Below are 12,881 nucleotides of genomic sequence, written 5' to 3'. Positions count from 1 at the left end.
ATACCCATCGGGCTTCAGGATGCCTGAAGAACGTTTATCCGCGCAGCGTGGCGATATCAATCACAAAACGGTACTTCACGTCGCTTTTCAGCATACGTTCGTAGGCTTCGTTGATTTCGTCCATTTTGATCATCTCGATATCCGAGGTGATGTTGTGCTTGCCGCAGAAATCCAGCATTTCCTGCGTTTCTTTGATGCCACCAATCAGCGAACCGGCGATGCTGCGGCGTTTGAAAATCAGGTTAAACACCTGCGGTGATGGATGATCGTGTTCCGGCGCGCCAACCAGCGTCATGTTGCCGTCGCGACGCAGCAGCGTGATAAACGGGTTCAAATCGTGCGGAGCCGCCACGGTATTCAGGATAAAATCAAAGCTGTTGGCGTGCTGTGCCATCTGCTCAGGATCTTTAGAAATCACCACTTCATCCGCGCCCAGGCGTTTGCCGTCTTCTACCTTAGAAGGCGAGGTAGTGAACAGCACGACGTGCGCGCCCATCGCGTGTGCGATTTTCACGCCCATATGGCCCAGACCGCCCAGGCCCACGATACCGACTTTTTTGCCCGGGCCTGCGCCCCAGTGGCTCAGCGGCGAATAGGTGGTGATGCCGGCGCACAGCAGCGGCGCGGCGCCTGCGGGATCCAGATTCTCCGGCACGCGCAGCACGAAGTCTTCATTGACGACGATCTGCGTTGAGTAGCCGCCGTAGGTGATGTCGCCGGTTTCGCGATCTTCACCGTTATAGGTGCCGGTAAAGCCGTTTTCGCAATACTGCTCCAGGTCTTCTTTACAGCTGTCGCAGGTGCGGCAGGAATCAACCAGACAGCCGACGCCGACTAAATCGCCGATTTTATACTTGTGCGTATGGCCGCCGACGGCGGTCACGCGACCTACGATTTCATGTCCCGGTACGACGGGAAAAATGGTGTTTTTCCACTCGTTGCGGGCCTGGTGTAAATCGGAATGGCAGACGCCGCAGTAAAGAATTTCAATCTGTACGTCGTGCTCACGCAGTTCGCGCGGCTGGAATTCAAAAGGCGCAAGCTTCGCATCGGCGCTTTTAGCGGCATAAGCATGGGTAATATTCATGGACTCTCCTGATAATGGAATGGCGTGTGCCTCACGGCTCATTAAGGATAGTGGCCTGTTCCGCGCAGGGGTATGCCGGAACCTGTTTAAATCTTGCCTGATCCTGCAAGTTTTAGGGGAAAATGACAAAAAACAGGCGCTAATAAGAAAGTTTTATTGCAGACGCGGAAGAAAATGGCGGAAGCGATAACGGCAGTGCAGAGGGAAAAAAGGCGCGAGCCGTTAACGACTCGCGCCTTCGTGGCAAACTATTTCTTTGCCAGTAGCGGTTTAAGGAAGCGTGCGGTATGCGACTCTTTGCACTCCGCCACCGTTTCCGGCGTGCCGGAGACCAGGATCTCGCCGCCGCCGCTGCCGCCTTCCGGGCCGAGATCGACAATCCAGTCAGCCGTTTTGATCACGTCCAGGTTGTGCTCAATCACCACGATGGTATTGCCCTGATCGCGCAGCTGGTGCAGCACGGCCAGCAGCTGCTGGATATCGGCAAAGTGCAGGCCGGTGGTCGGCTCATCCAGGATGTAGAGCGTCTGACCGGTGCCGCGCTTCGACAGCTCGCGGGCCAGCTTGACGCGCTGCGCCTCGCCGCCGGAAAGCGTGGTGGCCGACTGCCCCAGACGGATATAGGAAAGGCCCACGTCCATCAGCGTTTGTAGCTTACGCGCCAGCGCAGGCACCGCATCGAAGAACTCGCGCGCTTCTTCGATAGTCATCTCCAGCACCTGGTGAATGCTTTTGCCTTTGTATTTAATCTCCAGCGTCTCACGGTTATAGCGCTTGCCCTTACACTGGTCGCACGGCACGTAGATATCCGGCAGGAAGTGCATTTCCACCTTAATCACGCCGTCGCCCTGACAGGCTTCGCAGCGTCCGCCGCGTACGTTAAAGCTGAAGCGGCCCGGCGTATAGCCGCGCGTGCGCGATTCCGGCACGCCCGCAAACAGTTCGCGCACCGGCGTAAAGATGCCGGTATAGGTGGCCGGGTTGGAGCGCGGCGTACGCCCGATCGGGCTTTGGTCGATATCGATAACCTTATCGAAATGCTCCATGCCGGTAATTTCGCGGTAGGGTGCCGCCTCGGCGATGGTGGCGCCGTTCAGCTGGCGCTGCGCGATAGGGAACAGCGTATCGTTGATCAGCGTCGACTTGCCGGAACCGGACACGCCGGTAATGCAGCTGAACAGGCCAACCGGCAGCGTCAGCGTGACGTCCTTCAGGTTGTTGCCTTTTGCGCCGCTCAGCTTCAGCACTTTGCTGGCATCGGCTTTGACGCGCTCTTCCGGCACCTGAATACCGCGCTCGCCGCTCAGGTACTGTCCGGTCAGCGACTCCTTCACGGCCATGATGTCGTCAACGGTGCCTTCCGCCACCACCTGGCCGCCGTGCACGCCCGCGCCCGGCCCGATATCAATCACGTGATCGGCAGCGCGGATCGCATCTTCATCATGCTCTACCACGATCACGGTGTTGCCCAGATCGCGCAGGTGTACCAGCGTCTCCAGCAGGCGCTCGTTATCGCGCTGGTGCAGGCCGATAGAAGGCTCATCCAGCACGTACATCACGCCCACCAGCCCGGCGCCGATCTGGCTCGCCAGACGGATACGCTGTGCTTCGCCGCCCGACAGCGTTTCAGCAGAGCGGGACATCGACAGGTAATTCAGGCCGACGTTAACCAAAAACTTCAGGCGATCGCCGATCTCTTTCAGCACTTTCTCGGCGATTTTGGCGCGCTGGCCGCTCAGCTTCATGTTCTGGAAGAACGCCATTGCATGGCCGATGCTCATATCCGAAATAGTCGGCAGCGTGGTGTTCTCAACGTAGACGTGGCGCGCCTCACGGCGCAGACGCGTGCCTTCACAGGTCGCACAGGCGCGGTTGCTGATAAACTTCGCCAGGTCCTCGCGCACCGCGGCGGACTCCGTCTCTTTGTAACGGCGCTCCATATTATGCAGCACGCCTTCGAACGGATGACGACGCACGGAGGTATCGCCGCGATCGTTGATGTATTTAAACTCGATGCTCTCTTTGCCGGAGCCGTACAGGATGATTTTGCGAGCCTTGTCGCTCAGCGAATCAAACGGCGCTTCGATGTCGAAATCCAGGTGCTCGGCCAGCGAGCGCAGCATCTGGAAGTAGTAAAAGTTACGGCGATCCCAGCCACGGATAGCGCCGCCTGCCAGCGACAGCTCCGGGTTTTGCACCACGCGATCCGGATCGAAATATTGCTGTACGCCCAGACCGTCGCAGGTCGGGCAGGCGCCGGCCGGATTGTTGAACGAGAACAGGCGTGGTTCCAGCTCCGTCATGCTGTAGCCGCAGATTGGACAGGCGAAATTGGCGGAGAAGATCAGCTCTTCCGCCTGCGCGTCGTCCATATCGGCGATCACGGCGGTGCCGCCGGAAAGCTCCAGCGCCGTCTCAAAAGATTCCGCCAGGCGCTGTTTCAGATCTTCCCGCACCTTGAAGCGATCCACCACTACTTCGATGGTGTGTTTCTTTTGCAGCTCCAGCTTCGGCGGATCGGAGAGATCGCAGACCTCGCCGTCGATGCGCGCGCGGATATAGCCCTGTGAAGCCAGGTTTTCCAGCGTTTTGGTGTGCTCGCCCTTGCGTTCTTTAACAATAGGCGCGAGCAGCATCAGGCGGCGGCCTTCCGGCTCCGACAGCACGTTATCCACCATCTGGCTGACCGTCTGCGCCGCCAGCGTGACGTCGTGGTCCGGGCAGCGCGGTTCGCCCACGCGAGCAAACAGCAGGCGCAGGTAGTCGTGGATTTCCGTAATGGTGCCGACGGTAGAGCGTGGGTTATGCGAGGTTGATTTCTGTTCGATCGAGATAGCTGGCGACAGCCCTTCTATATGATCGACATCCGGCTTTTCCATCAGCGAGAGGAACTGACGCGCATAGGCGGAAAGGGATTCCACGTAGCGGCGCTGCCCCTCGGCATACAGCGTATCAAACGCCAGCGAGGACTTACCCGAACCCGACAGGCCGGTGACAACGATCAGTTTGTCGCGCGGGATGATCAGGTTGATATTCTTCAGATTATGGGTGCGGGCACCCCGTACTTCGATCTTATCCATTCACAATTCCCGGATTAACACGGACGTCACCATGCCTGTCCGGCACGGCCAGAATTAAGCCTGTTAGTATGGCACAAAAAAAGCTGAATGGATATACAGTACTTTGCTGTATAATACGCCACGGGATCCTGGCATTGCCAGGCGGCGCCAGGGCATTTTGCGATCCTGCCCGCCCCGCCTGCCAAAAGGCTGCGCCTGAAAGCGACCCTTTGCGATCTGCCTCTGAAACCCGGATCCGAAGGTATAATCTATGGGTAGGGCGTGTTAGAATTTCATCCTTAAGCTAAGAACATTTATCGGAGAGACGAACATGGCCAGCAGAGGCGTAAATAAAGTAATCCTGGTGGGAAATCTGGGTCAGGATCCGGAAGTCCGCTATATGCCGAATGGCGGCGCCGTTGCCAACATTACGCTGGCCACGTCCGAAAGCTGGCGTGACAAGCAGACCGGCGAAACCAAAGAGAAAACGGAATGGCACCGCGTAGTGCTGTTCGGCAAGCTGGCGGAAGTGGCGGGCGAATACCTGCGCAAAGGCTCTCAGGTTTATATCGAAGGGGCGCTGCAAACCCGTAAATGGACCGACCAGGCGGGCGTGGAGAAGTACACCACCGAGGTTGTGGTTAACGTTGGCGGCACCATGCAGATGCTGGGCGGCCGTCAGGGCGGCGGCGCACCGGCTGGCGGCGGCCAGGGTCAGAACAACAACAACGGCTGGGGCCAGCCGCAGCAGCCTGCGGGCGGCAACCAGTTCAGCGGCGGCCAGCAGCAGCAGTCTCGTCCACAGCCGCAGCAGAACAGCGCGCCGGCGGGCAACGAGCCACCAATGGATTTCGACGACGATATCCCGTTCTGATTATCCTCGCCGGGCCAAGGCCTGGGCAGACTAAACAGCAAAAACCCCGTTTATACGGGGTTTTTTTATGGCCGCAGTTTTATAGCCGCAGCGGATTAACCCAGCGTGCGGGTGGCGACGCTCTCGCTTTTTACGTTCTCTGCCGCGCGTTTACCGGCCAGGAACGCGTGATCCGAATTGTAGTACTCCCACTCGCTATAGCGACCCGACAGATGAATATCCTGGGTCAGCAGCCACTGGCGGATTAACGCGACGTTCGCCTGGCGGTGATGGTCGTACACCACATAGGCGTAAGGCATATCGACCTCGCTGGCGGTAATCACGGGATCGTCAGCGCGGATAATACCAACCCGAATACAATCCTCCACGCAGCGGGCTATCAGCGCGTCGCCTTTCAGCGGCAAAGGGTGCTCCGCGCAATAGCTGATCTCGCAGGTCAGGCCAAAGCCATCTTTCGGGTTATTAAACGGACTGGCGTTGCCTTGCAGGAAAATGCGGTGGAAGATCGTCTCGCCCGGATAGTAAATCCAGTGTTTCTCGCTAAGGTTAGCGCGGCCGATGCCCAGGTTGACGCAGCGCACTGAAACATGACGCAAATGCCTGGCGGCTGCCTGCACGTTTTGCGGCGCTTCATCGCCCATCAGAACGATCAGTTCCGGCAGCGGCATAGTATTGATCAGCTGCTCATAGCGAAAGGCCCGTCCGTCGGCCAGCAGCGCGGTGCGCGCCTGCGGCAGGATCTTGACGATAGCAGCATTGGTTTCCAGCCTGCATTTCAGATGGGGTAAAAAACCGGACATCAACGCCTGAAAACCGCCGCGCAGCGGATAGCCGAAGCGGGCGTTTGGGCCGACCGGCTTCGCCAGCGGCTTCAGCGCGCCGTCGATAATCTGATCCAAATCCGGTAAGGGCACGCGGCCGCCGAGCCATGAGGTTTCCATTTCGCTCAGCGGCAGCTTCCACAGCTTGTTGTTGTAGGGCAGCGCAAAATAACGCGCGATGCCTTTTCCCCACGTATGCAGGATAAACTGCTCAAAATTTTCCGGTTTGCCGACGGTCAGTGCGCACGCTTCATCGGGCACCGATCCATCCGCGCAGCAGTCGCGGTGGCTAAGACGGTTCTCCGTGCGGCGCAAATACCTGGCGGCCGCGGCGTTAAGCGGCACCGCCTGCGCTTCGGCCTCGCCATAGCGCGCTTCGATAGCGCCAAGGATGCACTCTTTGATCACCTCCGGCGGCAGCCCATGCAGCGCGGACTGGAAAGGGTAGCGGGTGTGCACGCCCTCGCTGTAAACCCAGGCCTCCCGATCCTGCCAGTGCAGGTTATCGCCCAGCAGCATCTCGTAAAGCTGCAGCACGTAGGGATCCTGGGAAAACATAATATGGCCAGCGTAATCGAAGGTGAAACCGGCGTGTTCGACCGAGCGGCACCAGCCGCCGGGCGCGGCGTTTTTTTCCAGCAGCACGGCGCCTTCGCCATAGTGGTAGCCCGCGCTCAGCCCGGTCGGCCCGGCGCCGATAATCAAACAGGGAACCTTCTCTGCCTCTTCGGCCTGCACGTTAAGCCAGGCGACATCCTGTGCCTTAACGGCTGCGTCGGCGGCTGACGGCGCGGAGTGGGCGACGACAGCCTGTGTCATCAGCTCGTGCATTCGATCTGCAGTGCGATCCCAGGACGTCTCCGCCACTTTGGTGCGCATCTTCGCGGCGAGCATCTGGCGAGCGTCCGGCGTCAGTTTCAGCATCTTTTCACAGGCGTGGATAAAGGCCGCGTGACTATCGGCAATTTCGACCAGCCCCGCGTAGTGCCGCTGCACGTCGGCGATAGCCGTGCTGACGACAGGCAGACGAGCCGCCATATACTCCAGCACTTTGGTTGGGCTGATATAGCGCGTGGAGGCGTTCAGGGCGAAGGGCATCAGGCAGACATCCCAGCCCGCGAGAAACTGCGGCAGCGCCTGATAAGGCTGCTGCCCGAACCAGTGAATATTGCCGCGCTGCGGCAGCGTAGCCGGATCGATTTTCACCACCGGCCCGACCATAACGATCTGCCAGTCCGGATGGCTGTCGGCCAGCGCCGCAATGAGCGGCAGATCCAGACGCTCATCGATCACGCCATAGTAGCCCAGGCGCAGCGGCGGCAAATTTTCCTGCAAAGGATGGCCGTTGCTGCGATCCAGCGCCTGCTCAAAATGCACCGCGTCTACGCTGCTGGGGAAACAGTGTACGTGGGGATGCTTGCTTTTTTTCGCCTCGTACAGGCTGGTGCCACCGGTAAACACCAGATCGGCCCGGCTCATCAGCGCGGATTCACGCTGTTGGAGCTGGCGCGGTGCCTGATCGAACGCCGACAGCTCATCCATGCAGTCGTAAATAATGGCGCGCGGCTTCAGGCCCGTCAGCAGAGGCAGCGCCATAGGCGTATAGAACCAAATCAGCGGCTGCTCATCCTCATCAATCAGCGTGGCGAGCAGAAGCTGAAGCGGCGCGATCTGGCTGTCGTGAAAACCCGGCGCGTTGACGTCGGTATGCGGCTGCACCACCGTCACGTTAGGCGCCGGACTGCTGGTATGGATCTCTTCCGCTCCCGCCTGATAAATCGGCTCTTCGACAAACAGGATGCGGTAGTGCTGCGCGAGGCGGGTCAGCAGATGCTGAGGGCGTTGAAAAACAAATCCCCAACGCAGATGACTGAAAACAATCAGGACTGGTATTTTCATATTATTCTCCCGGGCTTCCCTGGCCGACGTGATAAAGGAATGAAAACGGCGCATCGTACGCTGCGCCAGGAGCAGAGCATGGTCATAAGGGTGTTGGAGCTGACGTGCACAGGGATCGGGGCCTTGCCGATCGAGATCCCACAAGCCGCTGCGGGTCCAGAAAGCGGTGTCTTCCCAAAGCGGTCGATCGATAATCGGATAAAGGCAAGCGCCGCTGATGGTGACGCCAGCCAGCTGCGCCTGCGCAAGCTGCGAGCCGATCTCCGCGATCCAGGCGCCGCGCCCGCTGCCGACATGGCTGGTTTCGGCCAGCAGCAGCGGCCGCTGGTAGCGATTATGCAGCTCATGCAGCAGCGCATGCAGCGGCTTGCGGCGTGCGTCGCCAAGATGCCAGTAGAGTCGACGGCCGGAAAACGCTTCCCACTGATTGTCGTGATAATAATTAACGCCAATCAGATCCAGATAGGGCGGCGCGCCGCCCAGTTCGGGCTCGCAGCGGCCCGCGATCATATCCCAGGCCTGATATTGGGATTCAGTTATGCTGCGGGCGGCCTGCCGACAGGCTTCGTTTTCTTCATCGGCGATAACGTGGATCAGGGGATCGCAGTGCAGAAAGCGCGCGCGGGGATCGGCAAGGCGAATGGCGTCACAGGCGGCCAGCGTGGCGCGCACCAGCTGGCGCTTGGCGGCAAGCGCGCGGTCATTTTCCGGGCCGCCCGCACAGGCGAACAGGCCGACCGAGATACCCCAGCTGAGGAAAGAAATCTCATTCATCGGCGCGTAAACCGGCGCTTCCGATCCTGCATAGAACGGCGCCAGAAATTCCGCTAATGCGCCGCAAAATGCAGCGAAACTGCTGATAAATTCGGAAGAAAACAGGTTCAGGTATTCAGGCCAGCCGTAGTGGCACAGAGTCCAGGATATCTGTATATCGTGTTCGCATGCGGCCTGCATTCGCAACGCGACGGAAGAAAAATCGTAGCCCTTTGCCGTTTCAGCGAGCCGCCAGCCGACGCTTTCGCGCACGGTGGAAATATTAAAATGTTTAAGCCGGGCATAATCCTGTCGGGCCTGCGTCAGGTGGTCGGTAATCGCATTCATCGACAGGCGCAGGCCCTGCGGATTAATGTGATCGGCTCCTTCGTAACCTGCCTGCCAAAAACTGCGAAATGGCGCCATGCAAAATTCCCTTACCGTTTAAAAGAGAATATTTTCCCGCCAGCGTCAGGGGGCCGACGGCTGGATAGCAGCTGTGCAGGCCGATTACGATCGGTCCGAAAACCGTTTCCACGCCGTAAAAAAGGCAATATCCGCCGTAAGCTGGCGAACGGGGGAAAGCGGTAAAATCAGTGAGGAGCAGAAGAAAAGGCGGCTGGAGACTGAACCGCACAAGTCGCCGCGCCGCAGGCCATACTCAGCCAGGCGGCGAAACTTTGTACTGATTATAGACAGCATCCGGAAATGCAATGTGATTTTCGTCTCTTTCAGGAAAGTTCTGGCGCTGTAAAAGCACGCTAAACTTTTCCGACGAGAAGGCGGCCCGAAAACAGAAACGCCGTCTTATACACAGGGGATGACATTACGGGAGCGTGAAATGGCAACAGATCAACAGGTTGAAACCGCAAGAGGCGCATCTCCGTTTATTGCGGATTGCTCGCTTAAGGACGTAAAGCTGCCAAACGGGATAACGCTGCGCGTTGCCGTTATGGGGCAGGGTAAGCCGCTGGTGCTGCTGCACGGACATCCGCAGAACCACCTGGCCTGGCGGAAGATTGCGCCGGCGCTGAGCCAGCACTACACGGTGGTGATGCCGGATCTGCGCGGCTATGGCGACAGTGATAAACCGCCAGGCGATGCCGATCACCGCTGCTATTCCAAAAAAGTGATGGCGCAGGATGTGGCCCAGCTGATGGACGCGCTGGGCTATGACCGTTTCGCTTTTGTCGGCCACGATCGCGGCGGCCGCGTCGGACACCGGCTGGCGCTTGATTATCCTGATCGGGTGGAGCGCTGCGTTTTTCTCGATATTGCGCCGACGGCAACCATGTATGCGCAGACCGACAAAGCGTTTGCAACCCGCTATTTCTGGTGGTTTTTCCTGATCCAGCCCGAGCCGCTGCCGGAAAAAATGATCGGCAACGATCCGGCTTTTTTCCTGCAAAAGCATATTGAAGGACAGCTGAAAACGCCTGGCGCCACGGAGCCGGAAATTTTCGCCGATTATCTGCGCTGTTACCGCGATCCTGCGATGATCCACGCGGTCTGCGAAGATTATCGTGCCTCGGCGACAATCGACCTGGCAGACGATGCGGCGGACAGCGATCAACGTATCCGTTGCCCTTTGCTGCTGCTGTGGGGCGAGAAGGGCACGGTAGGCCAGCTTTACGACGTGGTCGCCACATGGCAGGAAAAAGCCCTGTGCGTCAGCGGCGAGGCGTTGCCGTGCGGGCATTCGCCTCAGGAGGAGGTGCCGGAAAACGTGCTGGCGACGCTGCTGCCTTTTCTGGCTGAGGATGAGGAATAGCCGCGCCTGCTCAGCGGTGCCCACCTGCTTGTGAAGGGAGAGTAGCCGCGCCTGTTTATCGGTGGCCGCCTGCCTGAGAAAGACGAGTAGCCGAACCTCGACTGCCTGCGACGGCTTCTGAAGCCGCGACGCCGACCAGGTCAGGCGAGCCGGATACCCGCGTCGATCATAAACTGCGCGCCGGTGCAGCCTCGCGCCTCATCGGAGGCCACAAACAGCGCCATTGCGGCCACGTCGCGACCCTGAAGCACTATCTTCAGCGCCTGCGCGGCCTGAATTTCCGCCTGCGCTTCCGGCGTGCGCCACAGCGCCTGCTGTCTGGGCGTGGCGATTGCGCCGGGTACCAGACAGTTGACCCGGATACCGTACTGGCCCAGCTCACGCGCCAGCGTCTGGTTCAGCCCGATAACGGCGGCTTTGGCCGTGGTGTAACCGACCATCCCGGGGCGGCCTCTCATAAACGAGGTTGAGCTGGTCAGTAGAATATTCCCCGATCCCTGTCGGCGCATAATCTCCGCCGCCGCCTGGCTGGCGAAAAACTGGTGATCCAGATTCACCGCCAGCCGATCGCGCCAGTATGCCGGCTCCACGCTAAAGAAATCGTGGCGATCGTCATTGGCGGCATTATTGATCAGCACGTCCAGCGCACCTTCCTGGCTGGCGATATCGTTAATAATCGCCCGACACGCCGCGCCGTCACGCAAATCGCAGTAGTGAAAAGTTGTGCCGAGCTGCTTTGCCAGCGCTTCGCCGCTGCGATCGATATCCAGAAAATGCACCTTGCCCTGCTGCTGAGCGAAAGCCGCAACCAGATCTGCGCCGATCCCGCTTGCGCCGCCGGTGATGATGATGGTCTTATTTTGCAGGCTGCTATAGCGAGTGTAAGTTTCGTTTAACATTAAACGCGTCTCCGGAGGCGGATTTGAGTTAAGTGCATGAAAACAGACGAAAGCGCCCGCGTCTTTTTTGCCGCAGCGGGCCAGCGTAATAGCGTAAAATCATAGCGTATTGGCGCTGGCTGGTTTCTAAACCGGCGGCCAAAAAACCCGGCGCGAATAAAATATAAAAAATAAACGTTGCTTAACAGAGTCAGGCATGACTTAATAGCGTCATCGGTTTGGAATACAGACCTTATGAAAGCAGTTTTAGTAAAGCAGTCCTCAGCGCAAGCGTTATCCAACGATATCCTTCCTCCTGATCTTCTTCTAAGTGCCCAATAAGTTATGCTCTGGAAACAGGCCTTCACGCCAATTTAAGTGGCTCAAAATTAAGGAAGTATCGATGTCTGGTAAAATGACTGGTTTAGTAAAATGGTTTAACGCGGATAAAGGTTTCGGCTTCATTTCTCCGCAGGACGGCAGCAAAGACGTATTTGTACATTTCTCTGCAATCCAGGGTAATGACTACAAAACGCTGGACGAAGGCCAGAAGGTAGAATTCACCATCGAAAATGGTGCTAAAGGCCCTTCAGCTGCAAACGTCGTCGCACTGTAAATATTATTACCACACTTACGATAGCGATGAAGGCAGCAGCCTGAGCAGTTAAGTGGAAAATAATAACAGTGACAAAAAACCCGCCTCGTGCGGGTTTTTTTACGTCTGTGGAAAAGGAAGTCACCGTCCGGAGGAGAGTTCAGTTCCCGAATAATCGAACATTCCCGTACGGCAGTCCAGAATGACGTAAGCTTCATCACTGCCTTTGCTGCCGCTGACCTGGAGCTTGCCGAACCACATCTTGTTCCCGAAAGTCGGGGCGGTATTAAAACTCAGGCTGTCCAGGCCGATAGCCGCTTTCCGCTCATTTTCTCCAGCCGAACGCAGCCACGACCGAATATATTCCTCGCGGACCTCTTCCGGCGTAAAGCGCGGACAGGCCTGCTGAAAAGCCTCATCGGCAGGCGCAACGCGTGAGTAAATCATCAGCGCCGCCAGGCAGGCCAGCGTCAGCACGCCGCCCAATAAAAGCGTAATAAAGTAAGAAAGGGGCTTCCAGAACCTGCGCATCGTACCTCCCTGTAAAGTCACCTCACGACACGCTACCGGAAAAGCATAACGTGTAACAAGACGGGCGTTTAGTCAGTCCAGCCTAAGCTTTCTACAATGGCCCGACGGTAAGTGGTGTCGATCTGCGCCGGCACCCGGCAGATATAATCTTTAGCATGTTCCCGCGTCTCGCCCGTCAGGCTGTCCAGATAGGCCAGCGCCGCCTCTAAAGAAGGCGTACGGCTCTCAATCTTATCGCAGCACGGCGGCAGAGCCGTCCAGATCACCGCATCAATATGCCGGTCGTGCGCCCATTTAGCCAGCGCGCCTGCCGGCCTGTCGGTCACTATCAGCGAGCCGATGCCGTCGCTACGCTGTGCCGGAATGGCCTCGCGGGCTTTCAACAGTTCACACGCCGTCGCGAGGTCATCAACCGTCAGCCATGCCCACAGCGCAGGAACGGGATCGGCGTTGATACAGATAGCCGTCGCCAGCTCGCCGCCGTCGCTGATGCGGGAAAATTCTATCGGCACAGGCGGCCCATCTTTATGCCATTCGCCCTCGACCGGCAGCACGCCGGATTTCCAGATAAGCGATCCCCAACCCAAACAGGCAATTCTCATTCTATTTTTCC

Annotated in this window: 9 protein-coding genes; 3 read left to right on the top strand and 6 right to left on the bottom strand. The window is 58.2% G+C overall.

Features of this window, described 5'->3' with window-relative positions:
• Positions 1 to 34: 34 nt before the first annotated feature.
• Positions 35 to 1,087: an NAD(P)-dependent alcohol dehydrogenase gene (locus QZH36_RS12670; protein WP_125290177.1), complete on the bottom strand. Its 1,053-nt coding sequence runs from the start codon at positions 1,085 to 1,087 to the stop codon at positions 35 to 37.
• A gap of 248 nt (positions 1,088 to 1,335) precedes the next feature.
• Entirely contained in the window at positions 1,336 to 4,167 is a 2,832-nt protein-coding gene (gene uvrA / locus QZH36_RS12665) for an excinuclease ABC subunit UvrA (RefSeq protein WP_253456179.1), read from the bottom strand.
• A 310-nt stretch (positions 4,168 to 4,477) separates the two neighbouring features.
• Between uvrA and QZH36_RS12660 the strand changes: the two genes are divergently transcribed.
• Positions 4,478 to 5,020, top strand: coding sequence for a single-stranded DNA-binding protein (locus QZH36_RS12660; protein ID WP_253456176.1), 543 nt, complete (start codon positions 4,478 to 4,480; stop codon positions 5,018 to 5,020).
• 95 nt (positions 5,021 to 5,115) lie between these two features.
• Here QZH36_RS12660 and QZH36_RS12655 read toward each other — a convergent pair whose 3' ends face one another.
• On the bottom strand, positions 5,116 to 8,919 hold the full coding sequence (locus tag QZH36_RS12655; protein WP_301730353.1) for an NAD(P)-binding protein: 3,804 nt from the start codon (positions 8,917 to 8,919) through the stop codon (positions 5,116 to 5,118).
• Between the two features lie 415 nt (positions 8,920 to 9,334).
• Between QZH36_RS12655 and QZH36_RS12650 the strand changes: the two genes are divergently transcribed.
• The gene (locus QZH36_RS12650) at positions 9,335 to 10,264 is read left to right on the top strand and encodes an alpha/beta fold hydrolase (protein ID WP_301252101.1); all 930 of its coding nucleotides are present in this window, start codon (positions 9,335 to 9,337) and stop codon (positions 10,262 to 10,264) included.
• Positions 10,265 to 10,404: 140 nt separating this feature from the next.
• Here the strand turns inward: QZH36_RS12650 and QZH36_RS12645 are convergent, their stop codons facing one another.
• Entirely contained in the window at positions 10,405 to 11,163 is a 759-nt protein-coding gene (locus tag QZH36_RS12645; protein ID WP_301730352.1) for an SDR family NAD(P)-dependent oxidoreductase, read from the bottom strand.
• Positions 11,164 to 11,545: 382 nt separating this feature from the next.
• Here QZH36_RS12645 and cspE point away from each other — a divergent pair, with 382 nt between their 5' ends.
• A complete protein-coding gene (gene cspE / locus QZH36_RS12640; protein WP_125290184.1) occupies positions 11,546 to 11,758 on the top strand; it encodes a transcription antiterminator/RNA stability regulator CspE in 213 nt (70 codons plus the stop codon).
• A gap of 120 nt (positions 11,759 to 11,878) precedes the next feature.
• Here cspE and QZH36_RS12635 read toward each other — a convergent pair whose 3' ends face one another.
• Entirely contained in the window at positions 11,879 to 12,268 is a 390-nt protein-coding gene (locus QZH36_RS12635) for a hypothetical protein (protein WP_253456165.1), read from the bottom strand.
• Between the two features lie 68 nt (positions 12,269 to 12,336).
• On the bottom strand, positions 12,337 to 12,870 hold the full coding sequence (locus QZH36_RS12630; RefSeq protein ID WP_253456163.1) for a hypothetical protein: 534 nt from the start codon (positions 12,868 to 12,870) through the stop codon (positions 12,337 to 12,339).
• Positions 12,871 to 12,881: the final 11 nt, after the last annotated feature.

Source organism: Erwinia wuhanensis (assembly GCF_030484085.1).
Classification (GTDB): Bacteria; Pseudomonadota; Gammaproteobacteria; order Enterobacterales; family Enterobacteriaceae; genus Erwinia; species Erwinia aeris.
The sequence above is the reverse complement of the archived record's forward strand: the minus strand, read 5'-3'. Positions and strand labels throughout refer to the sequence as shown.

What these genes read in the sequence shown, in the direction of transcription:
- QZH36_RS12670 (WP_125290177.1), bottom strand. Translation starts at nt 1,087, where the DNA reads ATGAATATTACCCATGCTTATGCCGCTAAAAGCGCCGATGCGAAGCTT.
- uvrA (WP_253456179.1), bottom strand. Translation starts at nt 4,167, where the DNA reads ATGGATAAGATCGAAGTACGGGGTGCCCGCACCCATAATCTGAAGAAT.
- QZH36_RS12660 (WP_253456176.1), top strand. Translation starts at nt 4,478, where the DNA reads ATGGCCAGCAGAGGCGTAAATAAAGTAATCCTGGTGGGAAATCTGGGT.
- cspE (WP_125290184.1), top strand. Translation starts at nt 11,546, where the DNA reads ATGTCTGGTAAAATGACTGGTTTAGTAAAATGGTTTAACGCGGATAAA.
- QZH36_RS12645 (WP_301730352.1), bottom strand. Translation starts at nt 11,163, where the DNA reads ATGTTAAACGAAACTTACACTCGCTATAGCAGCCTGCAAAATAAGACC.
- QZH36_RS12650 (WP_301252101.1), top strand. Translation starts at nt 9,335, where the DNA reads ATGGCAACAGATCAACAGGTTGAAACCGCAAGAGGCGCATCTCCGTTT.
- QZH36_RS12655 (WP_301730353.1), bottom strand. Translation starts at nt 8,919, where the DNA reads ATGGCGCCATTTCGCAGTTTTTGGCAGGCAGGTTACGAAGGAGCCGAT.
- QZH36_RS12635 (WP_253456165.1), bottom strand. Translation starts at nt 12,268, where the DNA reads ATGCGCAGGTTCTGGAAGCCCCTTTCTTACTTTATTACGCTTTTATTG.
- QZH36_RS12630 (WP_253456163.1), bottom strand. Translation starts at nt 12,870, where the DNA reads ATGAGAATTGCCTGTTTGGGTTGGGGATCGCTTATCTGGAAATCCGGC.